The sequence below is a fragment of the Gluconobacter sp. NFX36 genome, assembly GCF_049887835.1.
In the GTDB taxonomy this organism is placed as follows: domain Bacteria; phylum Pseudomonadota; class Alphaproteobacteria; order Acetobacterales; family Acetobacteraceae; genus Gluconobacter; species Gluconobacter japonicus_A.
The window spans coordinates 291,768-315,326 of the sequence record NZ_JAGEKJ010000001.1 but is presented as its reverse complement, the minus strand read 5'-3'; the positions used below and the strand labels follow the sequence as shown (position 1 = coordinate 315,326).

The 23,559-nt window shown below is 56.6% G+C and carries 24 protein-coding genes; 8 read left to right on the top strand and 16 right to left on the bottom strand.

Features of this window, described 5'->3' with window-relative positions; genetic code table 11:
* Window positions 1-96 precede the first annotated feature (96 nt).
* The 12 genes from rseP to rpoZ form a co-directional block, all read right to left on the bottom strand.
* A complete protein-coding gene (rseP, locus tag J4P41_RS01510) occupies window positions 97-1,197 on the bottom strand; it encodes an RIP metalloprotease RseP (RefSeq protein ID WP_426065856.1) in 1,101 nt (366 codons plus the stop codon).
* Complete coding sequence (dxr, locus tag J4P41_RS01505; RefSeq protein ID WP_211567495.1) at window positions 1,190-2,413, bottom strand: 1-deoxy-D-xylulose-5-phosphate reductoisomerase; 1,224 nt, start codon at window positions 2,411-2,413, stop codon at window positions 1,190-1,192. Before dxr ends, rseP begins: the two co-directional genes overlap by 8 nt.
* Complete coding sequence (locus J4P41_RS01500) at window positions 2,406-3,254, bottom strand: phosphatidate cytidylyltransferase (RefSeq protein WP_426065855.1); 849 nt, start codon at window positions 3,252-3,254, stop codon at window positions 2,406-2,408. Before J4P41_RS01500 ends, dxr begins: the two co-directional genes overlap by 8 nt.
* Window positions 3,251-3,988 carry a polyprenyl diphosphate synthase gene (gene uppS / locus J4P41_RS01495; RefSeq protein ID WP_211567858.1) on the bottom strand — a complete coding sequence of 246 codons (738 nt, stop codon included), beginning with the start codon at window positions 3,986-3,988 and terminating at the stop codon, window positions 3,251-3,253. The genes J4P41_RS01500 and uppS overlap by 4 nt, the downstream gene beginning before the upstream one ends.
* Before the next feature lie 38 nt (window positions 3,989-4,026).
* Window positions 4,027-4,593 (bottom strand): ribosome recycling factor, encoded by a 567-nt coding sequence (frr, locus tag J4P41_RS01490; protein WP_023945002.1) that lies wholly within the window; start codon window positions 4,591-4,593, stop codon window positions 4,027-4,029.
* 71 nt (window positions 4,594-4,664) lie between these two features.
* Complete coding sequence (gene pyrH / locus J4P41_RS01485) at window positions 4,665-5,402, bottom strand: UMP kinase (RefSeq protein ID WP_010501250.1); 738 nt, start codon at window positions 5,400-5,402, stop codon at window positions 4,665-4,667.
* A gap of 128 nt (window positions 5,403-5,530) precedes the next feature.
* On the bottom strand, window positions 5,531-6,418 hold the full coding sequence (gene era, locus J4P41_RS01480) for a GTPase Era (RefSeq protein ID WP_034881121.1): 888 nt from the start codon (window positions 6,416-6,418) through the stop codon (window positions 5,531-5,533).
* A gap of 25 nt (window positions 6,419-6,443) precedes the next feature.
* The gene (gene rnc, locus J4P41_RS01475) at window positions 6,444-7,178 is read right to left on the bottom strand and encodes a ribonuclease III (protein ID WP_010501246.1); all 735 of its coding nucleotides are present in this window, start codon (window positions 7,176-7,178) and stop codon (window positions 6,444-6,446) included.
* On the bottom strand, window positions 7,175-7,990 hold the full coding sequence (lepB, locus tag J4P41_RS01470; protein ID WP_234930800.1) for a signal peptidase I: 816 nt from the start codon (window positions 7,988-7,990) through the stop codon (window positions 7,175-7,177). Before lepB ends, rnc begins: the two co-directional genes overlap by 4 nt.
* A 40-nt stretch (window positions 7,991-8,030) precedes the next feature.
* Complete coding sequence (gene acpS, locus J4P41_RS01465; protein WP_426065854.1) at window positions 8,031-8,435, bottom strand: holo-ACP synthase; 405 nt, start codon at window positions 8,433-8,435, stop codon at window positions 8,031-8,033.
* A gap of 4 nt (window positions 8,436-8,439) precedes the next feature.
* A complete protein-coding gene (locus tag J4P41_RS01460) occupies window positions 8,440-10,737 on the bottom strand; it encodes a RelA/SpoT family protein (RefSeq protein WP_426065853.1) in 2,298 nt (765 codons plus the stop codon).
* A gap of 35 nt (window positions 10,738-10,772) precedes the next feature.
* Window positions 10,773-11,168 (bottom strand): DNA-directed RNA polymerase subunit omega, encoded by a 396-nt coding sequence (gene rpoZ / locus J4P41_RS01455; protein ID WP_023944991.1) that lies wholly within the window; start codon window positions 11,166-11,168, stop codon window positions 10,773-10,775.
* A gap of 209 nt (window positions 11,169-11,377) precedes the next feature.
* Between rpoZ and J4P41_RS01450 the strand changes: the two genes are divergently transcribed.
* Window positions 11,378-11,980, top strand: a complete 603-nt coding sequence (locus J4P41_RS01450; RefSeq protein ID WP_426065852.1) for an NYN domain-containing protein — start codon at window positions 11,378-11,380, stop codon at window positions 11,978-11,980.
* The gene (locus J4P41_RS01445) at window positions 11,977-12,540 is read left to right on the top strand and encodes a hypothetical protein (RefSeq protein ID WP_062016817.1); all 564 of its coding nucleotides are present in this window, start codon (window positions 11,977-11,979) and stop codon (window positions 12,538-12,540) included. Before J4P41_RS01450 ends, J4P41_RS01445 begins: the two co-directional genes overlap by 4 nt.
* On the opposite strand, the gene msrQ is transcribed toward J4P41_RS01445, so the two are convergent.
* Both msrQ and msrP read right to left on the bottom strand, forming a co-directional pair.
* Entirely contained in the window at window positions 12,512-13,120 is a 609-nt protein-coding gene (msrQ, locus tag J4P41_RS01440) for a protein-methionine-sulfoxide reductase heme-binding subunit MsrQ (RefSeq protein ID WP_426065906.1), read from the bottom strand. The genes J4P41_RS01445 and msrQ overlap by 29 nt on opposite strands.
* A gap of 7 nt (window positions 13,121-13,127) precedes the next feature.
* Window positions 13,128-14,072 (bottom strand): protein-methionine-sulfoxide reductase catalytic subunit MsrP, encoded by a 945-nt coding sequence (msrP, locus tag J4P41_RS01435; RefSeq protein ID WP_415515564.1) that lies wholly within the window; start codon window positions 14,070-14,072, stop codon window positions 13,128-13,130.
* Window positions 14,073-14,151: 79 nt separating this feature from the next.
* Here msrP and J4P41_RS01430 point away from each other — a divergent pair, with 79 nt between their 5' ends.
* Together J4P41_RS01430 and J4P41_RS01425 are read left to right on the top strand one after the other, a co-directional pair.
* Window positions 14,152-15,024, top strand: coding sequence for an NAD(P)-dependent oxidoreductase (locus J4P41_RS01430; RefSeq protein WP_010501228.1), 873 nt, complete (start codon window positions 14,152-14,154; stop codon window positions 15,022-15,024).
* 72 nt (window positions 15,025-15,096) lie between these two features.
* A complete protein-coding gene (locus tag J4P41_RS01425) occupies window positions 15,097-15,705 on the top strand; it encodes a superoxide dismutase (RefSeq protein WP_015072278.1) in 609 nt (202 codons plus the stop codon).
* Window positions 15,706-15,799: 94 nt separating this feature from the next.
* Here the strand turns inward: J4P41_RS01425 and yajC are convergent, their stop codons facing one another.
* Window positions 15,800-16,144, bottom strand: coding sequence for a preprotein translocase subunit YajC (yajC, locus tag J4P41_RS01420; RefSeq protein ID WP_062503609.1), 345 nt, complete (start codon window positions 16,142-16,144; stop codon window positions 15,800-15,802).
* A gap of 104 nt (window positions 16,145-16,248) precedes the next feature.
* Between yajC and J4P41_RS01415 the strand changes: the two genes are divergently transcribed.
* Together J4P41_RS01415 and J4P41_RS01410 are read left to right on the top strand one after the other, a co-directional pair.
* Window positions 16,249-17,115 (top strand): ATP-binding protein, encoded by an 867-nt coding sequence (locus J4P41_RS01415; protein ID WP_426065851.1) that lies wholly within the window; start codon window positions 16,249-16,251, stop codon window positions 17,113-17,115.
* Between the two features lie 149 nt (window positions 17,116-17,264).
* Complete coding sequence (locus J4P41_RS01410; protein ID WP_426065850.1) at window positions 17,265-18,683, top strand: Hint domain-containing protein; 1,419 nt, start codon at window positions 17,265-17,267, stop codon at window positions 18,681-18,683.
* Window positions 18,684-18,753: 70 nt separating this feature from the next.
* On the opposite strand, the gene J4P41_RS01405 is transcribed toward J4P41_RS01410, so the two are convergent.
* Complete coding sequence (locus tag J4P41_RS01405) at window positions 18,754-21,300, bottom strand: TonB-dependent receptor (RefSeq protein ID WP_426065849.1); 2,547 nt, start codon at window positions 21,298-21,300, stop codon at window positions 18,754-18,756.
* A 126-nt stretch (window positions 21,301-21,426) separates the two neighbouring features.
* Here J4P41_RS01405 and J4P41_RS01400 point away from each other — a divergent pair, with 126 nt between their 5' ends.
* Window positions 21,427-22,542, top strand: coding sequence for a Rieske 2Fe-2S domain-containing protein (locus J4P41_RS01400; RefSeq protein WP_426065848.1), 1,116 nt, complete (start codon window positions 21,427-21,429; stop codon window positions 22,540-22,542).
* Window positions 22,539-23,555, top strand: a complete 1,017-nt coding sequence (locus J4P41_RS01395) for a bifunctional GNAT family N-acetyltransferase/(deoxy)nucleoside triphosphate pyrophosphohydrolase (RefSeq protein WP_426065847.1) — start codon at window positions 22,539-22,541, stop codon at window positions 23,553-23,555. The genes J4P41_RS01400 and J4P41_RS01395 overlap by 4 nt, the downstream gene beginning before the upstream one ends.
* The last annotated feature ends 4 nt before the right edge of the window (window positions 23,556-23,559 follow it).

The window sequence follows — 23,559 nt, the reverse complement described above, 5'->3', positions numbered from 1 at the left end:
GCGTGAGACGATACGCCATTGGCGGAGGTATCCGAAAATCCCCCCACCATGCAAGATCTCCCTTCACTCACGAAGAGTTACGGGTCGTATCCCAACCTAGCTTCCCGTGTGAAACATCCAGTGGAACAACCCGATATTTGTCAGATCATTCACTGTGGAAAAGAGGAAAAGCGCGCCGATAAGTGCCATTCCGACCTGCATGCTGACCTCCTGTACACGCCGTGAAACAGGCCGTCCCTTGATAGCCTCAACGGCGTAAAAGATCAGTCTTCCACCATCCAGAACCGGGATTGGAAACAGGTTGATAAGGCCCAGATTGATAGACAGGAGCGCCATGAACGACACGATGCTCGCCATGCCGTAGCTGGCAACCTGACCAGACATCTGTGCGATTCGGATCGTTCCGCCAAGTTCTTTCGGACTGCGCTGCCCGGAAAGGATCTGCCACACACCCTGCAACGTGCGCACAGACATCGTCCATGTTTCCTGCACGCCCATCACAGCCGCCTTGACCGGTGAAACAGGATGCCCAGGAGAAGCAGCAAACCCCACCCCCAGCACGCCGGTGGCATGGGAGCCACTTTTCACGGCACCGATCGTGACCGGCAACGTCAGATCCGTCCCATTACGACGAATTCCAAGAGTTGTCGTATCGTTCGGATGCGACGCGACAGTCCCCATCACATCTTCCGGACCAGTAATGGAAAGCGAGCCGATACGCGTGATCACATCACCCGTTTTTACCCCAGCCTTTTCCGCGGCACTCCCAGCAACGACCTGAGAAATATCATTCCGAAGTTCGGGCTTTCCAACCGTTGCGAACAGAAGCGTGAAGGCAATGATCGCAAACAGAAAATTGAAAACCGGCCCCATGACAATCACCAGAGCCCGTGAGCCCACAGGTTTATCGTGGAATGTCCGCCCCGGAATCCAGGCTGCTTTCTGCTCGTCTGTCGCGTCGTCCGGCCCTTCAAACCCATGCGGTTTGACGTACCCTCCAAGCGGAATTGCACTCAGCCGCCACTCTGTTCCTGACTTGTCATACCAACGCCGGAGAGGTGGACCGAAACCGATGGAAAACGTCTCGACCTTCACACCCCGCCAGCGTGCAGCGAGGTAGTGTCCCAACTCGTGAATGAAAACCAGAATGCCCAGGATCAGAACATAGGCAATAATGGTGCGCAGAAGATCATGCATGCAGGGCGTTCTCGCTCACTGTATTCCGCAGACGACCGCTCTCCCGAAGGATATGCTCTTCGGCAAGCGCACGCCCGCGGGCGTCCCATTCCAGAACCTCGTCCAGCGTCGTCAGCTCAGGGTTTTCGGTCATGGCCTGAAGGGCGCTGTCGATCGTCTCACCAATACCAAGAAATCCGATCCGACGGTTCAAAAAAGCATCAACGGCAATTTCATTCGCCGCAGAGAAAACAGCCGGAGCCGCCCCCCCTGCCCGCAGAACCTGACGTGCCAGCCGGAGTGGAACAAACCGAACTTCATCCGGGGCTTCGAAATCAAGACGTCCGAACGCCGCCAGATCCAACCTCTGACACGGCGTTTCCATACGCTGCGGCCATGCAAGAGTGTGCGCGATGGGAATACGCATATCGGCGGAACCCATCTGGGCCACCAGACTGCCATCCCGGAACTGTACCAGCCCATGCACCACAGACTGCGGGTGCACCAACACATCAATCCGGTCTTCCGTCAGGCCAAACAGACGGGCAGCCTCAATGACTTCAAGGCCCTTGTTCGCCATTGACGCAGAATCAATCGTGATCTTGGCACCCATTGTCCAGGTCGGGTGCTTCAGCGCCTTCTCCGGAGTCGCGGCGCGCATGTCTTCAAGGGAAGACTGACGGAACGGGCCACCAGAAGCCGTCAGAACAATTTTCTCGACGGTGCTCATGTCACATCCGCCGAGCGCCTGAGCAATCGCATTATGCTCGGAATCGACTGGCAGCAGCGTCGCTCCAGCCTCACCGACAGCGCGAAGCATGACATCACCAGCGCAGACAAGTGCCTCCTTGTTCGCCAGTGCAATCGCATGACCATTGCGGGCAGCAGCAAGGGTGGGCTCAAGTCCGGCAGCACCGGTAATCGCGGCCATGGTCCAGTCCGCTTCCATGGCACCTGCTTCAATAACCGCCTGACGGCCAGCAGCCGTCCGGATGCCACTTCCAGCAAGCCGGGACTTCAACTCCTCATGCAGACCTTCATCATGAATGACGGCAATCTCCGCACGCAGTTCGCGTGCCTGCTCCGCCAGAAGCGCAACATTGCGACCACCGACCAGCGCACGAACCTCGATATCTCCAGCCATGCGCTTCAGCAGATCAACCGTTGACGTGCCGATACTGCCCGTACTGCCAAGAACACTGATCCGGCGAGGCTTGGCCACAGAACCGTCAGTCATGAGAAGAACCCCCCTGAGGAATGGTATGATGTGCAGACCCGCCGACCAGATCCGCAGGAGTGACAGACCAGAACACCTGTCCAAAGGCTGCCAGAGACAAGAGAGCGGCTAACGGAGCCGCAGCGAGAAGGCCGTCAAACCGGTCCAGCAAACCGCCATGACCTGGAATGAGTACGCCGGAATCCTTGACGCCAAGACGACGCTTGGCCGCACTTTCGATCAAATCGCCGCCTTGGGAGAAAACACCCAAAACAGCGCCCCAAACCAGACCGCCACCAACAAATCCCAGACCAGACAGCCACGCCACAGCCCCGCCCGCCAGAGAAGCTCCCACGAGCCCCCCGATTGCCCCTGAACGTGTTTTTCCCGGTGAGATGGAAGGGGCCAGCTTGGGGCCACCCAAAATACGACCCGACAGATATGCGAAACTATCACTGGCGATCACAACGCACAGCACGAACAGCACGCTCTCGAAACCGGCTGGAAGGTGCCGCAGCCAAAGCAACGAAAGACCGCCCAAAATGGACACAATGACCGGGATGCAGGCAGGCACACCAAACACAAGGCTTGGCCAGACCATCCAGAACGCACCACTCCATTCTCCTCGCAGGGCAGCAACACCTGAAACAAGCGGCCAGCACAGAAGAAGTATCCCTCGCCACGTCGGCAATGGCTGACGGATCAGGGTTTCCCCTTCCCACACCAACCCGAACATCGCGAGCAAGATAAGAGCATTGTAAATTATGCCGTCCTGCCAGAGACAGATCCCCGCGACAGCAATCAGAACAACAGCTGACGATAGCCGCAGCTTCAGATCAGACCAGCGCGACGAAGCACTCATGCCGGACGACCACCAAAGCGCCTTTTACGGCCAGCAAAATGAGACAAGGCTTGCACAAACTCAGCTTCACCAAAATCAGGCCACAGAACATCCATGAAAACTAATTCAGCGTAAGCACTCTGCCAGAGGAGGAAATTGGAGAGCCGACATTCCCCACTCGTTCTGATCACCAGATCAGGATCCGGCATGTCTGACGTTTGCAGAACACCAGCCAATCGCTCTTCCGTAATATCCGAAGGCGACAATTCGCCTTTTGCGACCTGTTCGGCAAGTCTTCTGGTCGCCTGCGCAATATCCGCGCGACCGCCATAGGAAAGCGCCAGCGTCAGCGTCAGCGTCTTGTTATTGATTGTCTTGGCTTCAGCCCTTTGCAGTTCTTCGCGCAGAGCTCCTTCAAAACGCTCCGGCTCGCCAATCACTTTCAGACGCACTCCCTGCTCGTGGAGTTCGTTGAGCTTGTGGCGAAGATAAAAGCGCAGAAGGGACGTCAGGTCACCAATCTCTTCTGCAGACCGACGCCAGTTCTCCGAAGAGAATGCATAAAGCGTTAGATAACGCACACCTTGACGGATAGCGGATTTGACACAGCCCTGCACGGACTCCGCCCCTTTCCGGTGCCCGGCCAAAACCGGCAGACTGCGCGAACGCGCCCACCGGCCATTACCGTCCATGATCATGGCGACATGCACAGGGATTGTCCCCCTCTCTCCATGAGAGGACAAAGGGGCAACCATACTGGATTTAGGTACGGATCCGATCGTCAAGAGAAAGGTCAGACCTGCTTGATCTCACGCTCTTTGTCCGCGAGCGTGTCATCGACCTTCTTGACGTACTGATCCGTCAGCTTCTGAATGGAGTCAGACCAGGTCTTCAGATCATCCTGGCTGATTTCACCTTTCTTTTCGAGCGCCTTTGTCTGTTCCATCCCATCACGGCGCACGCCACGAATGGCAATCTTGCCATTTTCCGCATAGCGGTTGGCCGCACGAGCCAGTTCGTTACGACGCTCTTCTGTCAGCACGGGGATGGGCACACGAATGGTCTGCCCATCCGCAGACGGATTAAGACCAAGGCCGCTATCACGGATCGCACGCTCAACGGCGCCCACAACCGTGCGATCCCAAACGGAAACCGTCAGCATCCGTGCTTCAGGGACCGCAATGGAACCAACCTGGGACAGCGGAACTTCCGAACCATAAGCCTCAACACGCACCGGCTCCAGCAGGTTCGGGCTCGCCCGCCCCGAACGCAGGCCGGAGAGGTCACGACGCAGACTCTCGATCGCACCGTCCATACGGCGCGTAAGATCATCCAACAGGTCTTTCAGGTCAGCAGGCATAAGCTGTTCCTTTGCAAAATCGACGTAAGGTTCAGGAGACTATCCTGAAAGGTTCGTTGAAAATGAGGCTTTCAGCCAGCCTCAATGACCCGCGTAAAGCGGCCTTCACCACGCACAACGGTGGCAAATGCGCCCGGAGCATGCATGTTAAAGACCACAATCGGCAATTTATTTTCACGGGCAAGGCTGATGGCCGCCGCATCCATGACATTCAGCTGCCGGGCCAGCACGTCCATGTAGGTCAGCTGATCATAACGCACTGCATCCGGATTGCGACGCGGATCATCGGAATAAATTCCGTCCACCTGCGTTCCCTTGAACAGCGCGTCACATTCCATTTCGTTGGCGCGGAGAGCCGCAGCCGTATCGGTCGTGAAGAACGGATTGCCCGTTCCCGCAGCGAAAATAACGACACGCCCCTTTTCCATGTGACGGACCGCACGGCGACGGATGTAAGGCTCGGCAATCGCCGCCATCTGAATCGCCGTCATGACGCGCGTTTCAAGACCCTGACGCTCCAGACCGTTCTGAAGCATCAGCGCATTGATGACTGTCGCCAGCATACCGGCATAATCACCCTGCGCACGGTCCATACCGCGCGCTGCGGCTGACAGGCCGCGGAAAATGTTACCACCACCGACAACCAGACACACCTGCACGCCGGATGCCACAACAGCAGCAATGTCGGCAGCAACCATATCCACCATTTCCGGGTCCACTCCACCGGAGCCCTTGCCCATCAGTGCCTCACCGGACACCTTGAGCAGGACGCGCTTGTAGGAGGGGCTTTCTTCTCGTTTGTCGGTCATCGTGCCCGTCTCTTGCTGGATTGTGGTAACTTTGCGCCTGTTCATACAGGCGCATACGGCTGGGAACAAGCGATGTCAGAAGCGGAGATGTCACAAGGCATCCCCCGCCCTCAGACAGACGCCTGTTTTTATTCTTCCAGACCGATCGCTCTCAGGCGGGCCTTTTCTTCATCCCACCCTGCACGCTCCTTCACGTTCAGGAAAAGATGACAGGTCCGCTCCAGAAGACCCTGGAGCTCCTGACGCGCGCGCGCGCCGATCGACTTGATCTTGTGGCCGCCCTCTCCGATCAGAATGGCCTTATGGCCTGGACGGGACACATAGATCGTCACTTCAATACGAACCGAACCATCGGGCCGCTCTTTGAAGCTCTCGGTCTCCACCGTCGCCTGATAGGGAATTTCCTCATGCGTCTGCATGAAAATCTGTTCCCGCACCAGTTCTGCGGCTAACAGGCGGTCAGGCAGATCCGTCAGATCGTCTTCCGGGTAAAGATAAGGCCCTTCCGGCAACTCACGCGCCAGATGGTTCATCAGATCTTCAACACCATCGCCGGAACGCGCGCTCAGCATGAACACATGCTCAACAGTCAGCAAACCGCTGACCTCCTGCGTGAGAGGCAGAAGCTCTTCTGCACTCACCAGATCTGTCTTGTTCAAAACAAGCCAGATCTTCTTATTGCCCTCGGCCAGCTTGGCGATGATCTCCCGGACGTCTTCGCGCAGACCCGCTTTCGCATCGATCAGCAGAAGCGTGAGATCAGCATCCTGCGACCCCGTCCAGGCGGCGTTCACCATAGCCCGATCCAGACGACGGCGCGGCTTGAAGATGCCCGGCAGATCAACAAGGATAATCTGCGCATCCTGATGAACCACAATTCCCAGCGTCCGAAAGCGCGTTGTCTGCGCCTTGGGGCTGACAATGGAGAGCTTCGCCCCGGCAATCCGGTTCAGCAGGGTGGATTTTCCAGCATTCGGCGCCCCGACAAGGGCAACGAAACCGCAGCGTGTGGTCATGTTCCTATCCTTTTCCACATGCGCCTCACGACGCTACGTCTTGGCCAAGAAGTTTTAGAAGATCAATTGCGGCGGCACTTTCCGCCACCCGCTTGCTTCCCGCCTCACCGCGTCCCGTCAGACCGCGGGCCTGAACAGCAACGCGAAAGACCGGCGCATGAGACGGCCCTTCAGCAGCGAGAAGCTCATATTTCGGGAGCGGCAACCCTTGCGACAGAAGGTATTCCTGCAACAGGGTCTTCGGCTCCTTGTGAGGACGGGCCTGATTATCAATCCGGCTTCCCCACTGCTTGCGAACAACCTGCCGTGCAGGCTCCAGCCCGGCATCCAGATAGAGCGCTCCAAGAAGAGCTTCCATGGCGTCCGCGCGAATACTGGACAAGCGCCGAATGCCCGCTGCCTCTTCATGAGGGGAAATTCTCAATGCCGAGGACAGTCTGATATCGTCAGCAATCTCAGCCAGAACAGGGCGCGACACCAGATGCGCGTGCCTCGGACCAAGCGCCCCTTCCTGCTCCATCGGGTATTGCTCAAAGAGCCATTCCGCCATCAGAAGGCCCAGAACACGATCCCCGATAAATTCAAGCCGCTCGTTCGAACCCGTTCCTTTAGGCCCTTGAGCACGTTTCCCCCTGCGAGGATCACGCCCACTCACAGCTGACCGATGCGTCAAAGCCTCCAGAAGCAGATCCCGGTTTGCAAACTGATGACCAAGCGCCTGCTCCATGGCCTCCATGGCCTCTTCCTGCGACAGCTTCATGTGACAGGATGCAGAAATCGATTCCAGCGGATCTCGACCGGCCAGTACCAGAACTGCCATGCCGGATGCTTCAGATCGATCGAGAACAGGACCATGGGCGCACGACCGACGAGGTTCTGCATCGGAACATAACCAAGGTCGTCTGGCCCATCGCCCTGGAAACGGCTGTCCGCGCTATCATCCCGGTCATCGCCCATCGCAAAGAAATATCCCTGCGGCACAACGTATTCAGGCGTATCGTTGGCAAAACCTTCATCGGTCAGCTTCAGGATCTCATGATCGACAGCCGGGCGACCCGCACTCCCCGGCAAGCTCTCACGATATCGCTCTCCGCTCAGCAGACGGTTGTTCTCGTCCAGAACTTCATAATGCCCCAGAGACGTGCGGGGTACCTCAATTCCGTTCAGGAAGAGTTTGCCGCCCGTCATCTGGATATGATCGCCCGGCAGACCAACAATCCGCTTGATGTAATCAATGGATGTGTTCTGTGTGTAGCGGAAGACAGCCACATCCCCGCGATGCGGCTCCGATCCCATCACCCGACCATTGAAAAGGTTCGGCGAAAACGGGAATGAAAACCGGGAATAGCCGTAACTGAACTTCGAAACGTAAACAAAATCCCCGATCTGCAGGGTCGGGATCATGGAACCCGACGGAATATTGAATGGTTCGAACACCAGAGAACGCACAGCCACAACCGCCAGCACCATCAGGGCGAGCCAGCGCACGCTTTCTCCCAGAGATTCTTCACGGGCTGCTGGCTTCGCGCCAGCCTTCTCTGAACCCTTCACGGGGCTTTTCTCCTGAGTCATGAGACGCTCTTAACGCAGCTTGCCCGCAATGGCGAGCGCTTCAAACCTTAACAGACTGAATGAGCACCTGCGCCAGCGCAAAGGGAGGATCATCCGTCAGGCTGACAAACACATCCGCACGACAGCCTTCCGGCGTCAAACGCTCCAGCGCAGAGCGGGCACCACCCGACAAAACAAGCCTTGGCGCTCCCTTGTCATCATTCAGCACACCAATATCCTGAAGCTGCACGCCTTCAGCAACGCCCGTTCCCAACGCCTTGACGCACGCTTCCTTTGCCGCCCAGCGCTTGGCATAGCTTCCCATTCGCGCCGCACCTGACAAACACTCTGCATGAGCACGTTCAGCTTCCGTGAAGACCCGGGCCAGAAAACGGGCACCAAACCTGTCAATGCTCCGTTCGATCCGGGAAATCATGCACAGGTCCGTCCCCATACCCAAAATCACGCCTTCACCCCTTCGCGCGCTCGACCTGCATAACTCCCACCGCCGTCCGGAAAGCCGCAATCAACGAGGAGAGATGCCTCAGATCGCGCACCTCAAGATCAACCAGAATTTCCATGAAATCGAGCTGACGGTTGACGATCTTCAAATTGACGACGCTGCCGTTATGCTTGGCTGCCGTATTGGTCAGCGTTGCCAAAACCTCCGGCTCATTGGCGGCAATTACGGAGAGCCGCGCGGTATAAGGCACTGCATCCTTACGGCGACTCAGAGCCTCATAATCCCAATCAACCTCAATGAAGCGTTCCGGCGTATCCGCAAAACTTGAAAGGTTCTGACAGCCACGACGATGGATGGTCACCCCTTTGCTCTGGGCAATGATCCCAACAATCGGATCTCCCGGCAACGGACGGCAGCATCCGGCAAAACTGGTGGCGATTCCTGTTCCGATCCCCGTAAGGATATTGGTGGACTGTACTGGCGCCGGTTTTGCCGACCCATGCCCTGCCCCCAGCAGAAGTGACTGACCAAAGCGCGGAGACAGCCCAGGCACCATCCGCGGCGCACGACCGGTCTGCCTCAGATCAGGATAGGCCGTGTTGACCACGTCTTTCGGGCCGATCTGACCATTGCCAACAGCAACGTACAGATCTTCAACAGACGCCTGTCGCAGTTCCTTCAGGATGCCATCCAGCACCTTTTCGGAACCATCCACACCTTCCTGACGAAACGCCTTGGCGATAGCCGCACGTCCATTGTCCACATGGACCTGACGCTGCTGGGCGGCAACAAAACGCCGCACACGCGCACGCGCCTTGCCCGTAACAACAAACCGCTCCCAAGAAGGAGACGGCGTGCCACCACGAGCCGTCATGATCTCAACCTGATCGCCGTTCTGAAGCTCGTGACGCAGCGGCATCAGCCGCCCGTTCACCTTCGCCCCAACACAGGTATCACCAACCTGGCTATGAACCGCGTAAGCAAAATCGACGGGCGTTGCGCCACGCGGCAGGGAAATCAGCTGCCCCTTCGGCGTGAAGCAGAAAACCTGATCCTGATAGAGTTCAAGCTTGGTATTTTCGAGAAATTCGTCCGGGGCCTGACTGTCTTCCAAAATCTCCAGAAGATCCTGAACCCAGCGCAACTTGCGGCTACCGGCCCCGAAAGCAGACGACAACGCAGCGGCTTCACGCTCACTGGGTGTAGCATTTTCCTTGTAAGCCCAATGCGACGCCACGCCGTTTTCGGCAAGGTCATGCATTTCCGCTGTACGGATCTGAACTTCAATTTTCTGGTTACGGGGATGCCGCAGCGTCACCCCGGTATGAAGGCTCTGGTAACCGTTCGCCTTCGGGGTGGAGATGTAATCCTTGAAACGCCCGGCGATCATCGGATAGGCGCCGTGAATCGCCCCCAGCGCCATGTAGCAGGCGTCACGGGTTGGAACGAGCAGACGGAACGCCATGATGTCCGAAAGCTGCTCGAACGCCACATTCCGGCGCTGCATTTTTTCCCAGATGGAAAAAGGTGATTTTTCGCGGCCGGTGACTTCCACCTTGTCGAGACCGGCTTCCGCACACAGGCCAATCAGCTCTTTGCGGATATGCTCGATGATATCGGCACCCTGCCCGCGAAGGAAGTTCAGTCGCGCCCGAATGGTCGCGTCAGCTTCCGGCTCAAGCTGGGCAAAGGAAAGATTCTGAAGCTCCGTCTTAACCCGGTCCATACCAATGCGCTCGGCCAGAGGCGCATAGATATCCATGGTCTCACGGGCAATACGCTGCCGTCGGTCCAACCTCTGGACATAATGCAGCGTACGCATGTTGTGCAGACGATCAGCAAGCTTGACGATCAGGACGCGGATATCCCGCGACATGGCCAGCACGAGCTTGCGGAAGTTTTCTGCCTGCTTCGTCCGATCTGACTGAAGCTCAAGCCGCGTCAGCTTGGTCACGCCATCAACAAGAGACGCAACATCCTCGCCAAAACGGTTCTTCAAAGATGCACAGGAAACCCCTGTGTCTTCCACGGTGTCATGGAGCAGGCCAACGATGATGGACGTCGTGTCCATTCGGAAACCCGCGAGAATATTGGCAACCGCTATGGGGTGGGTGATGTAGGCGTCACCATTATCCCGGCGCTGCTCATTATGAGCATCGGCTGCCAGATCATAGGCAGCCTCAACACGGGAAAGATCAGCAGTCGGATCGTAACTTTCGATCCGACGGAGCAGTCCACTGATGGAAGGTTTGAAATCTCCCGTTGCGACAGCGGTCCGCTCAACAGGAGGAGATGCGTCAGGCATGATGCACGCTCCTCTTTGTCAGGATAGCAGGAAAATCAGCGGCGACCCCGGCCACCCAGCTCTGCTTCGATGGCAGCAGCTTCATCAGAAGACATATGCTCAGCCATGTGAGCATGCTCTTCTTCAGAAGACACGTCCTGCAGACCAAAAATATTCTGGTCGGTCGGGATGATGTCCATCACCTCTTCGTCTACTGGCTCCGGCTCAGGCGCACGAGCCAGCGAGCGGATGATGCCATCGCGCAGACCTGTAAGGCTCAGCTTGTCTTCAGCAATTTCACGCAGCGCGACAACGGGGTTCTTGTCATTGTCACGGTCAAGCAGCATTTCCTCGCCACGAGACAGAGCACGAGCACGCTGGGCAGCCAGCAGAACCAGCTCGAAACGGTTTGGAACCTTTTCGATGCAATCTTCGACGGTTACACGCGCCATACGACTGGCCCCCTTCGGGTAAAACTACAAAAAATGGATACAAGAAGAAACTGGCATTAGCACGCTGATCGTGGCAATGCAACGCGTGCCCGCTTTTCTGCCATAATCACAATGAAAACTTAAGCGTCTCCCAGATCGTTTGACCTGTTCATGGCAGGGCCATCGCACCTCCCCGTGAGGAAGATCATTTTACAATCAGGAATATCATAATGCTTCTGCGTCAGAACGAACGCACCGCTCTCTTCATTGATGGCGCCAGCCTTCATCATGCTGCACGCAACCTCGGATTTGAAGTCGACTTTCGCAGCCTTCGCTCCCTGTTTGAAAGCCAGTGCCAGTTTCAGCGTGCTTTCTATTATGCAGCCATGCCTGAAACGGACGACTACTCCCCCCTCCGCCCTCTGACCGACTGGCTCGCCTATAATGGCTTCCATCTCATTCTAAAAAATGCCCGCGAGTTTACGGATCCTTCAGGAAGACGTCGTATCAAGGGGAATATGGATGTCGAACTCACCGTTGATCTGCTCGAACAGTCATCAAGGCTGGATCATGCCGTCATCATCAGCGGTGATTCCGATCTGCGTCGTGCTGTCGAGGCTGCACAAAGTCGCGGTGTGCGCGTAACAGTCATTTCCTCGATGCGGTCAACGCCCCCCATGATCGGGGACGATCTGCGCAGACAGGCTGACCGCTTTGTGGAACTGGCCGATATCGCCCCGTCCTTTACGCGCCGCCAGTCGGAGCAACGGACACGTCAGGCTCCCGTTCGTCATCCAGCAGACCTCAACAGTGACGAGACCAGCGATACATGACTCCCCAGGCTTCTATCGGATCAACCGCATACCCAGACGCGCCCATTCTCCCGGAAACAGAGGCAGATCAGCGCGGCCTCGGCCCCCTGTCTGCCGAACTCCTGATCGTCTGCCTTGATCCGACAGAAGCTACCCAGACACTTGCCCCGCTTCTGGAGCAACACGCCATCGTCTTCACCCCGGATGAGAACAGTCTCCTCATCCGGGCACGCATTACCGGCGTGACAGCATCACTGCCAACAGATGGCATTCCCCAGCCAGATGAACTTGAAGCATGCAGCTCAGCACTCTGCCGCGAACTGCAGACCATGACGCAACTCCGCCTGGTTCTGGTTCTCGGCGTCAGCGCCCACATCACAGCCCTCGGAGCCTGCGGCATCCCCCTGACCCGCCTGGACTTCAGACCCGGCGATATCACGCGCCTCCCTGACGGACTCCTGCTGGCAGATGCCTGCCACCTTCCGTCAGATCCCCTCAGCAACGATCTTTTTGCTCAACGCAAACAGACCCTCCTGTCACTGATCCCGAAGATCAAGGCCGCCCTGCGACCCTCCGTCTGAAGCTACTCCAAACCAAAGGCCCTCTTGCGACAAGCACGAGACCGAGCAAACCCAGATAAAGTGCGCTTGTCCTGTTCAGCGTCTTGAACGACAGGAAAAAGTGAATACCGGCTAGAACGGCTGCACCGTAAACAAGACGGTGCAACCGCTTCCAACCGCGCTTCAGTCGCACCATCGACCAGCGGTTGGACGTCAGTGCCAAAGGAAGCAGCAATGTCAGTGCTGCCATCCCAAGAATAATAAAAGGCCGATGCGTCAGGTCCCGCCCGAAAATCCTAATATCGAACTGAAGATCCAGCGCCACATAAGCAGCCAGATGCAAGACGGCGTAGAAAAAAGCCAGCAAACCTGTCAGCCGACGAAAACGCAAAAGATTGAAGCGGACCATCTGCTGAAGCGGAGCCAATGCCAGACAGATCAGCAGAAAACGAAAGGCCCACAGACCAAGTGAGCGCTCAAAGACATTGACCGGATCTGCCCCCAGCCCTCCGTTCTGCCCCTGCCAAACCAGCCATACCGCCGGAAGCAGGCCAAGCGGATAGAGAATGACAGGCCACTGTCTGCGAACAAATCCAGACATTCCGCTTCTAGAAATTGTCATGCAGGTTCATGCCCCGATACAGGTCTGCCACCTGCTCCTCATATCCATTAAACATCAAAGTGGGCTGGCGCTTCGTGCCAAAAAGCGTTTTGGAGCCAATGACACGCTCACTGGCCTGGCTCCATCGCGGATGATCCACTTGCGGGTTCACATTGGCATAAAACCCATACTCCTCCGGTGCGAGGCGATTCCATGTGGTTGGAGGCTGCTTATCCGTCAGCCGGATACGCTGAATGGATTTGATACCCTTGAACCCATATTTCCACGGGACAACCAGCCGGATCGGCGCTCCATTCTGGTTGGGCAGGCTTTCTCCATAAATCCCGACCGCAAGAAGCGTCAGCGGATTCATGGCTTCATCCAGCCGAAGCCCCTCCACATAAGGCCATGAGATCCCGGAAAACGCACTGCTCTGCCCCGGCATTTCAGACGGACGCACGACACTTTCAAACGCCACATATTTTGCAGCACTGTCCGGCTCCGCAGCTTGAAGGAGCTTGGCAAGTGGTATCCCATCCCACGGAATAACCATGGACCAGGCCTCGACACAGCGCATCCGGTAGATCCGCTCTTCAATATCAGGGGACTTCAACAGCGCCCCCACATCCAGACGCTGCGGCTTTTTCACCATCCCGCCAATTTCAAGCGTCCACGGTAACGGGTGAAAGTCGCTGGAATGGGAGACCGGATCATCCTTCTCCATCCCGAATTCGTAGAAGTTATTATAGCCTGTCACGAATTCTTCAGGCGTCGGCGTTAACCCGCCGGAATATGGACCCGGATGCGTTTTCAGAGCTTCTGCACGCGCAGAACCAGCCAGTGCAGCCGTCAGACCCAGAGCCCCGGTCCCGAGTAATTCCCGACGTGAAAGATAAACATCTTTCGGTGTGATGTCCGACGGCATCGGACGCGGATAGCGGAAAATCGCCATGATCAATTTCCGATCTGGATGAAACTCTGGCAGCCATAGTGCGTGAGTTTGTTCAACGCATAGTAAGGAACCTGTTTGCATGCCCGATATGAAAATCGGTTTTATCGGATACGGCGCAATGGCCCGCCTCATGGGCGCCAACCTGAGACGCGCGGGATATTCCGTCGTGGCCTTTGCTCCATCAGGCGGCAAAGATGAGACCGAAATGCTCCCTACTCCGCGCGCCATCGCCGAAGCCGCGGATGTCATTATCCTCTGCGTCCCGAACGACGCTGCTGAAAACCAGTCCCTGAATGGCGAAAACGGAATGTTGGCCGGGATCTCGGCTGGAAAGCTTGTTCTGGACACATCCACCGTTTCGCCCGAACAGGCCCTCGCACTGGCCAAAACGGGCGCTGAACACGGCTTCATTGTGCTGGAAGCCCCAATGTCCGGCAGTACACCAGAGGCAGAAAAAGGCGAACTGGTCATGCTGGCCGGTGGAGACGCCGAAACCCTCGAACGCGCAAAACCGATTCTCGACGTCATCGGAAAGCTGACGATTCACGCCGGGCCAATAGGTTCAGCAGCGCGCCTCAAGCTCGTTATCAATGGCATCATGGGCGCGACCCTGAATGTTGTAGCGGAGGGCGTCAGCTTCGGTCTTTCTGCTGGCCTGGACCGAGAGGTTCTGTTTGATGCCCTTCAGCAGGTTGCGGTCATCAGCCCCCATCACAAGCGCAAACTGAAAATGGCGCAGGACAAGTCTTTCCCGTCCCAGTTCCCAACACGCCTGATGTCCAAGGACATGGGGCTACTGATGGATGCAGGACGGAAAGCCGGAGCGTTCATGCCCGCCATGGCGATAGCAGATCAGGCTCTGGCTCTTTCGAACCGTCGTCATGCCGATGAAGATTACTCAGCCCTGCTCGGCGCGATGGAACACAGCGTTGCCAACACGCCTCATAAATGAGATCGGTTGTGTCAGCGGTCAGTCTTCGTTCCTGAAGAACTGACCCCTTCATTTTTGCCAAGGAGTAACATCATGGCCTTCGAACTGCCTTCACTGCCCTATGCCGCCAACGCGCTCGCAGGCGCTGGCATGTGCCAGGAGACCCTGGAACTTCACCACGGCAAGCATCATCAGGCTTATGTCACGGCTCTGAACGGCTTCGTCGAAAGCAAGCCGGAACTGGCTGGCAAGTCCCTTGAAGAGATCATCGCATTCTCTCACGGCAAGCCTGACATTGCTCCGGTCTTCAACAATGCCGGCCAGCACTGGAACCATATCCTGTTCTGGAAGAACCTGTCCCCAACAGGCGGCAAGCTGCCGACATCCCTCGAAAAGAAGATCACGGAAGACTTCGGTTCCGTGGATGCCTTCAAGACCGCATTCAAGCAGGCTGCCACAACGCAGTTCGGCTCTGGCTGGGCCTGGCTCGTGCTCGACAAGTCCGGCAAGCTTGCCGTGACGAAGACGGCCAACGGCTCCAACCCGCTCGCCGAAGGCCAAGGCAAGGCCCTTCTCGGCCTCGACGTCTGGGAGCACGCCTACTACCTCGACTTCCGCAACCGCCGTCCAGACTACATCACGAACTATCTGGACAAGCTGGCGAACTATGAGTTTGCAGAAGCTGAACTGAAGTCTGCCTGAGCTTTAAGGCAGTAATTTTTCAGACAGCCTGAAAACAGAAAACGCCCCGACCGGTCTCCCGGCGGGGCGTTTTTCTTTGTGCCCTACGCCCCGATCAGGAGTCGTTTGCCGCCTTGTCGCGAGACACGATGTTCGTGATCGTGCTGCGAACGATCTTCACGCGAACGCCCTGAGCAATTTCGACATCAACTTCATCGCTCCCTTCGCGGGTTGCCTGCACGACACCAACGATACCGCCAGCCGTCACGATCTTGTCACCACGACGCAAACCGCCCTGCTCTTCACGGAGCTTGCGCTGACGCTGCTGCTGCGGACGGATCAGCAGAAAATAGAAAACCACGAAGATGAAGATCATCGGGGCGAACTGAAGCACCGTCGGGTTCGCAAGGAGCCCGCCGCCATCGGCGGCCTGTGCGGAAGAAATGAACAGACTGCTCATGGAATATTGGTCCAGTCTTGAGTGAAACGTGCGCGGACCATATCGTCCGCAGTTTCCCCGTCAAGGACGGGCACTTCCTTCATCACTGGCATAAAGCGAATTCCATGACCGATCACGCCCTGTTCAGCGTCCTTGAACGTATTGCGAACAGCCTCGAACGCATGAGCCCCAAGCCGCCGAGTGCCGATATTCTAAAACATCATGATGCGTTCATCTGGCAGGCCGCGATGGGAACGCTGGTTCCTGTCGAGAAAGTTTCCGGCGTGTCACTCTCCCTGCTTCGGGGCATTGAACGGCAGGTCTCTCAGGTCATGACCAATACACGTCATTTCGCGGAAGGCTTCACGGCTAACAACGTGATGCTCTGGGGCGCTCGTGGCATGGGCAAATCCTCACTAGTGAAGGCTTCGATTTCCACGGTAAACGCCGAGCAGCGCGCCAAGGGAAAGCCCACGCTTGCGCTCATCGAAATCCAGCGTGACGAACTTTCCACCCTCCCAAAACTTCTGGCTGTTCTGCGCACGACGGATCGCCGCTGCATTCTGTTCTGCGACGACCTGTCCTTCGAAAGCCAAGACGCTGACTACAAATCCCTCAAATCCGTTCTGGATGGCGGCATCGGTGGCCGCCCGGACAATGTTCTTGTCTATGCCACCTCAAACCGTCGCCACCTCATGCCGCGCGACATGATCGAGAACGAAACCGGGAGCGCCATCAACCCTTCCGAAGCCATTGAGGAAAAAGTCTCTCTTTCAGACCGGTTTGGCCTCTGGATCGGCCTCTATGGTGCCAGCCAGGACGAATATCTGGATATCGTTCAGACCTACGCCACTGCCCGGAAACTTCCCATTTCCCCGGAAGACCTGCGCAGGAAAGCCCTTCAGTGGGCTCTCACACGAGGAAGCCGCTCCGGCCGTGTCGCAGCCCAGTTCATCGACGATCTTAGCGCAGAACTCGGCACCCATTTCTGAACCAGATTTTACGCCAGACAAGCACAGAATATCGAACCCGATTGACGCTATAAAAAGGTTATTTTGGAACACCGCCAATTATTTGTTTCTTTATTCCTGTCACCATTTTATAGGTTAGCATAATACGAACATTTCAAAGGATGACTGACATGGCACCCCGTCAGGTCATAAATAACGGAACATATACCCTGACCCTTGCTGACCTCAGCAGCAGCGGTCAGGTCTCTAACATTTTTTCAGATGTTAGAGTCACAGTAAGCGGAAAGACCCTGTCGTTTACAGCTAACGGGACATCTTATTCTTATACTTACGACTATTCTTGGGGATCAACGTCCCTGAACGAAATTATTGCAGGGAACGGGCATGGCGGTTATTACATAATAACAACATCCAAGAGCAATATTGGAACATCTTACAGCTACAGCTATAGTTCAAATACGTCTAAAAATCAGTGGACTGTAACGAACAACGGAAAGAACTACACTCTCAATCAGGACTCCACGATGTCCTCTTCAGGAAGCTTCGATCCATGCTTCCTGGCCGGAACTCTCATTCAGACCCCCAACGGCCTGGTAGCAGTTGAAGATCTGAAAATTGGAGATGTTCTTTCCATCACCCTCCCGAACGGTACGGCAGCAATCCGGAAAATCATCTGGGCCGGATCAAACCGGAAGCAGACTTTTCCGTGGCAGCATGATGATGAAGCCGGTTATCCCGTCCGGATCCTGAAAAACGCAATTTCTGAAGGCGTTCCGTTCAAGGATCTTCTGGTAACTGCTGAACACTGCCTCTTCCTGAATGGGCATTTCATCCCGGCACGCATGCTGGTGAACGGTCGTTCCATTTCCTACGACCGCTCGATTACTTCTTATGACTATTACCATGTCGAAACCGAAGATCACGCGATCATCACGGCTGACGGTGTACAGACAGAGACATACCTCAACACCGGTAACCGCGGCATGTTCAGTCAGAGCGGCACAGTGGTCAGTCTGACGAGTCTAGCCAAAAGCTGGGAAGCAGATGCGGCAGTTCCCCTCACGACAGACCGCGCCATTGTCGAACCCATCTTCCGTGAGATCGAAGCCCGGGCTGACCAGGTTGCCCCTCACACAGAAGCCCCACAAACTGTTCTGACATCCGATTCAGACCTGCATCTTCTGTGCGACAACGGATGCACGCTCCGACCGGTGAAAACTGAAGTGGGCAAGGTTGAGTTCATGCTTCCAGCAGGCGTTCGGGCCATTCAAATCATGTCTCGTGCCAGCCGCCCTTCAGACGTGGTGGGACCCTTCCTGGATGATCGCCGCACACTTGGCGTACCGGTTGGAAACGTCACGATCTCAAATGCCAAAGGCACACAACAGATCACATCCCACCAGACTGCTGCGCCGCTCGCCGGCTGGTATCCTACGGATGCGTCCCGCTACCGCTGGACAGCAGGAAGCGCGTGGCTTTCTCTTGAAGAGCGCACCGAGGATGGCATGGTAATCCTGAGCATGGAAATTGCTGGCTCAGGTCCTTATGTCGTGTCCATAGACGAGGCTCAGACCGCACTTCGCGCCTGATCGGCCCAGAACTCACAAAAAAAGCCGCCCGATATTTGTCGGGCGGCTTTTTTAATACTCTATCTGATCGTCAGAACGACGCGCTGACCGTTCCGAAGAACTCACGAACCGCACCCCGCTCCATGGACTGATAATCACCCGTCGCAGGATTATCATTCTGGCCCATCATGGCGATGTATTTCGTGTTGAACAGATTATAGACGTTGAAGCTCGCCGTAACATCCTTAAGTACACTCAGTTTGCCGAAACGGTACTGCATGCCAGCATTCGCCAGCCAGTACCCACCAACAGATGTGTCGTTCATGAAGCTGTAATAGCGGCGGCTATAGTAGTTGGCATCGAAATGCGCCGTCGCCCCCTTCCATGTGTAGGAAACGGAAGTCTTGTACATCCAGACGGGGTAATTGACGATATTCTTGCCTGCCAATGCATAGAAACCACCCGCCGTATCGACGTCCCGATCGTAGGTTCCCTTGTTGTAGCTGACGTTATTGCTGATGCTCAGCCCTTCAACGGGCGTCAGTGTAATATCGCCATTGGCACCCGTCATGGAAATGTGCCCGAAATCAATGACCTGAGACACCGGGTTCGTCAAAGACCCGACAGCCGCCGCCAGGATCGGATGGATCAGGCTGGCATGATAGACGGTCGCATTCGCCTGAAGATACTTGGACGTATAACGATATCCGCCAAGATAGACCCATGCCTTGGACGGCTCGAGGGACTTCTTCTGCGCCTGGAAAGTCGCCTGATCTTCAACCGAATAAACAGAGTTCGCTACGCCATAGGCCGAAACCTCATAAGCGCGCATGTTCTCCGCCACATCCACATACAGTTCGTGGTGGTTGTTGATGTGCCAGTCCAGATTGAGGTGCGGCAGGAAGGCCTGAGAAGCCGTTAGCGAACCATTCGGCAGTTCGTCTGAGCCGGTCCAGTCCGCGTTATTATAGTTCGCGCCCCCAGCCGTCGTCGCAACCATGGACTTGAACCCGGCATGAAGCGTCAGACCCTCCGTCAGACGGATGCTGTCCTGCAGATGGAACTGCATGACATTGGTCGTCCAATCGAAATTATAGCCCTGAAGAAAGGCCCGTCCGTAAACATTGTACGGACCAACCGCCTTGAGTGGAGCGCCCTCACCCAGCACCGGCTGCTGATAATTGAACAGACCAGCCTGCTGGGTGTTGTTCTCGTACCAGACACCGCCTTCGATCGTGTGACGCCCCCACTTGTAGCGCAGGCTCGTGTCGATGCCGTAGCGCTCCTGACGGTTCTGCCAGACCTCTTCGGAGAACGGCGCCCCATTCGGGGACGGATCTTCAGAGTCCGTGTAGCTGTAATAGCCGGTCTGACTATGCCCATAAACCGTGGTGTTCCAGGTCAGACGATCAGTCAGGGCAAGATCGAAATGCAGACCGCCCATGTAATTGGTTTCAGCCTGACCACCATCATACATGGCAATTTCAGAACCATTGATGCCCGGAACGCCACCATAGCCTGCCGGAAGCGCCGCTTCCCCATTGGCAATCCGGTACGCCAAGCCATAATTCGGATAAAGATGCGGCGTCCGCCAGCCGAGATTCTTCAAAATCCCGATCGACGTATCAGGGTAGTTCCATTGCGCCAGGCTGGACCAGTTGAAAAAGGCAGACATACGGCTGCGCTGCCCGATCGGCTGCACAAGCTTGGCATCAACCTGCTGCATGAACTGGTCACCACTCCCCATCCACATGCCTTCATCTGTCCGGGCATAGGACGTGTAGAACTTCGTGCCAGAACTGTTCAGCTTGCCGGAATCCAATCGGACATAGGTGCGATAGGAGTTGTAACTGCCGAAAGACTGACTGACCTTGCCACCCCGCGTATCGTTGGGATCAGACGACCCGATCTGAATCGTCCCTCCCAGCGTGTTGGTGGAAGGCAGTTCCACGGACCCAGCACCCTGAGACATCCGCATGGACTGGATGTCATCCGGAATGATCGCAGAGGCAAGGCTCATGCCGCTCACAGACTGGTAAGTCTGATCGTTCAGCGGAACGCCATCAACCGTCACACCCATCTGGTTCATGAAGAACCCGCGGACGTAAAGATTCGCGCCGAAACTATCAATTCCGAACGGATCGGTAGACGTAAAACTGACGCCCGGCGTCCGGTCCAACATGCGATACGGACTGGTGCCCGGCACAAACTGCCGCATGACAGCCTTGGACACAGCCTGCTCGGCATCACGTCCCGTCAACTGACGGGCCGTCACGGACACGCTCTCGGTCGAACGGGATTCCACATTGGTGCGACGAACGCGCTTCGTCGGCACTACGGGCACAGCAGGCTCAACCGTAACGGCAGCAGGAGCCACATTATGACGGGTCGGCACATGCCGGTGCTTCGGAGCGACCGTCCGGGTCGCCTCAGCGGCATGGACCTGAGAGTGAAGGGCCAACAGTGCAATAGACGACAGAAGCAGGGGTTTGGTGCGCACTGAGGCCAATACTCCAGAAATATGGGGGATTACGAAATTAGGGAAGCGGTGTCCTAGCCAAGCATCCTTATTAGGCAAAGCCTTTGACGCCGTGGATGATGTTTCAATGACATCTGACTTGTGCTTTTCCTGCCTCATGTTGCCCAAATGACGCGTTTTACCCCGACAGGCCCTTCCCCCTTCCGGTCGGGACCTTTTGCCTGTTAGGCTCGTTTCAGAAAGACGCCTTTCAAAAGGCCCGGCTTTATAAGGATCGGGATTTCAATGTCGCAGAGTACAGTAGATGCCGACGCCATTATCAGCAGCATCTCCCCAAACGAGCCTCCAGCCCGCAATACAGACCTGCGTCGCATCCGCTCCAACCCGGATTACTGGTACCCTGTCGCCTGGTCCCATGAACTCCAGCGCGGCAAGACCATCGGCACGCGTTATGCCGGCCAGCCGATTGCCCTTGTCCGCCCTCTGGATGGCACCGTCTTCGCGCTCGAAGACCGCTGCGCTCACCGGCAGGTTCCCCTGAGCCTTGGCCGCGTCAACGGTGAAGCGGTGCAGTGCTGCTACCACGGCTGGGCTTACGGCCGCTCAGGCCGCTGCATTGATGTCCCCTATCTGGGCAAAAACAAACTTCCGAATGGCGTCCGCACCTATCCGTGCCGCGAAGAAGGCGGCCTGATCTTCATTTTCCCCGGAGATCCGGCAAAAGCCGACACCACCCCCTTCCCGTCTCTCGGCTCCGTTCGTGACCCGGCCTACAAGACGCGTCGTTTCGGCAAGAAAGTCGCCTGCCACTACAGCTTCATGCATGAAAACCTGATGGATATGAATCATCAGTTCATGCACATGAAGCAGATGGGCCAGATGAAACCCCGCTTTCTGGGCGGGAAAGATGAGCCAACACTGGTCGAAGCCCGTTACAGCTTCGCCCGGACAAGCGGCAAGCAGCCTTGGGGTGAAGCCCTGATCTTCGGTGAGCGCCGGGACGCCAGCGAGCGCTACGCCCATCGCGACGTCATGACGATCCGGACGGAATATCCCTACCAGACCCTGAGGATCGCCACAGGTGACGAACCGCCGGTCATGGATCTGTGGATCGTCTATGTCCCGCAGGATGCCGACGAAAAAACCTGTCGCGTTTTCGGCCTTCTGTCAGTCCGCAAACCGAAAGTCCGCGTTGTTCTGGATCTGGCATGGCCGTTCCTTGTCGCCTTCACAGAACGGATTTTTAAGGAAGACCGTGATATCGTAGAACTCGAACAGGCCGCCTGGAACGAGTTGGGCGGCGATCACAATCAGGAAGTCTTCCCCGTCATCAACACGCTGCGCCGTCTACTGGCCCGTTGCGGCGTCCCTGAGGAGCAGGATTCAACAAGCCCGACATGACACCCGAACTGAAAGCGGGGGATTTTCTTTTACGTCCCCTCCGCCCGGAAGACGCACCAGCCGTCCATCGCCTCGTGAACGACTGGAGCGTGGTCCGCATGCTCAGCCGCCTCCCTTTCCCCTACCCGCGCGATCTTGCCGAAAAATGGATCGCCTCCACGTTGGAAGACAGCGCACGCGGCGAAGCTCATCACTTCGCCGTAACACGCGATGGAACCCTTCTGGGAGCAGTCGGCCTTGTCCTGTCAGACGACAGACGCTCTGCCTCTCTTGGCTACTGGGCGTCTCCGGCGGTCTGGGGCCAGGGCATGACAACGGCTGCGGCAAAGCGCGTCGTGGAATGGGCCTTGCAGGTTCTTAAGATCGAGAAACTGACGGCCGATGTTGCGGTCGATAATCCTGGCTCCTCTGCTGTCCTGCACAAGCTGGGTTTTCAGGAGACAGGCCGCGCCACCCGACGCTTCGTGTCTCGTGGGGCCGAATGTCCCATTATTGTACATGAATTAACCCGCTCAGGGTTTCTGCAACAGGATGCTACCATTCAGGACGTCACCGCCCTGCCACCTGTGCAGGAAAAAGCCCCAATACCTCCTGCCGTGCAATCGCCCAAACCCCGAACCCTTCTGGTCGTGGCCGCAGCCCTTCTGGACGCACAGGGACGCATCCTCTTGGCCCGTCGCCCAGAAGGAAAACGACTGGCCGGTCTCTGGGAGTTCCCAGGCGGGAAGGTTGAACGGGAGGAAACACCGGAACAGGCTCTCATCCGGGAAATGAAGGAAGAACTGGACGTGGACCTGACAGGCTCATGTCTCGCACCCTTCACGTTCGTCAGCGAAAATGCCGGACCGTTCCACCTTCTGATGCCACTCTATGTTGTGCGCCGCTGGCGGGGTGTTCCCGCACCGCGTGAAGGGCAGGAACTGGCATGGGTCAACGCCGCAGATCTGGCGAAATACCCCATGCCGGACCCGGATCTACCGCTCATTCCACTTTTGCAGGAACTTCTGGGTTAAACCC

Excerpts from the sequence above, each read along its gene's own strand:
- rseP (WP_426065856.1), bottom strand. The coding sequence starts at position 1,197 with ATGCATGATCTTCTGCGCACCATTATTGCCTATGTTCTGATCCTGGGC.
- dxr (WP_211567495.1), bottom strand. The coding sequence starts at position 2,413 with ATGACTGACGGTTCTGTGGCCAAGCCTCGCCGGATCAGTGTTCTTGGC.
- J4P41_RS01500 (WP_426065855.1), bottom strand. The coding sequence starts at position 3,254 with ATGAGTGCTTCGTCGCGCTGGTCTGATCTGAAGCTGCGGCTATCGTCA.
- uppS (WP_211567858.1), bottom strand. The coding sequence starts at position 3,988 with ATGGTTGCCCCTTTGTCCTCTCATGGAGAGAGGGGGACAATCCCTGTG.
- frr (WP_023945002.1), bottom strand. The coding sequence starts at position 4,593 with ATGCCTGCTGACCTGAAAGACCTGTTGGATGATCTTACGCGCCGTATG.
- pyrH (WP_010501250.1), bottom strand. The coding sequence starts at position 5,402 with ATGACCGACAAACGAGAAGAAAGCCCCTCCTACAAGCGCGTCCTGCTC.
- era (WP_034881121.1), bottom strand. The coding sequence starts at position 6,418 with ATGACCACACGCTGCGGTTTCGTTGCCCTTGTCGGGGCGCCGAATGCT.
- rnc (WP_010501246.1), bottom strand. The coding sequence starts at position 7,178 with ATGAAGCTGTCGCAGGAAGAGGCCATGGAGGCCATGGAGCAGGCGCTT.
- lepB (WP_234930800.1), bottom strand. The coding sequence starts at position 7,990 with ATGACTCAGGAGAAAAGCCCCGTGAAGGGTTCAGAGAAGGCTGGCGCG.
- J4P41_RS01460 (WP_426065853.1), bottom strand. The coding sequence starts at position 10,737 with ATGCCTGACGCATCTCCTCCTGTTGAGCGGACCGCTGTCGCAACGGGA.
- rpoZ (WP_023944991.1), bottom strand. The coding sequence starts at position 11,168 with ATGGCGCGTGTAACCGTCGAAGATTGCATCGAAAAGGTTCCAAACCGT.
- J4P41_RS01450 (WP_426065852.1), top strand. The coding sequence starts at position 11,378 with ATGCTTCTGCGTCAGAACGAACGCACCGCTCTCTTCATTGATGGCGCC.
- J4P41_RS01445 (WP_062016817.1), top strand. The coding sequence starts at position 11,977 with ATGACTCCCCAGGCTTCTATCGGATCAACCGCATACCCAGACGCGCCC.
- msrQ (WP_426065906.1), bottom strand. The coding sequence starts at position 13,120 with ATGTCTGGATTTGTTCGCAGACAGTGGCCTGTCATTCTCTATCCGCTT.
- msrP (WP_415515564.1), bottom strand. The coding sequence starts at position 14,072 with ATGGCGATTTTCCGCTATCCGCGTCCGATGCCGTCGGACATCACACCG.
- J4P41_RS01430 (WP_010501228.1), top strand. The coding sequence starts at position 14,152 with ATGCCCGATATGAAAATCGGTTTTATCGGATACGGCGCAATGGCCCGC.
- J4P41_RS01425 (WP_015072278.1), top strand. The coding sequence starts at position 15,097 with ATGGCCTTCGAACTGCCTTCACTGCCCTATGCCGCCAACGCGCTCGCA.
- yajC (WP_062503609.1), bottom strand. The coding sequence starts at position 16,144 with ATGAGCAGTCTGTTCATTTCTTCCGCACAGGCCGCCGATGGCGGCGGG.
- J4P41_RS01415 (WP_426065851.1), top strand. The coding sequence starts at position 16,249 with ATGACCGATCACGCCCTGTTCAGCGTCCTTGAACGTATTGCGAACAGC.
- J4P41_RS01410 (WP_426065850.1), top strand. The coding sequence starts at position 17,265 with ATGGCACCCCGTCAGGTCATAAATAACGGAACATATACCCTGACCCTT.
- J4P41_RS01405 (WP_426065849.1), bottom strand. The coding sequence starts at position 21,300 with ATGAGGCAGGAAAAGCACAAGTCAGATGTCATTGAAACATCATCCACG.
- J4P41_RS01400 (WP_426065848.1), top strand. The coding sequence starts at position 21,427 with ATGTCGCAGAGTACAGTAGATGCCGACGCCATTATCAGCAGCATCTCC.
- J4P41_RS01395 (WP_426065847.1), top strand. The coding sequence starts at position 22,539 with ATGACACCCGAACTGAAAGCGGGGGATTTTCTTTTACGTCCCCTCCGC.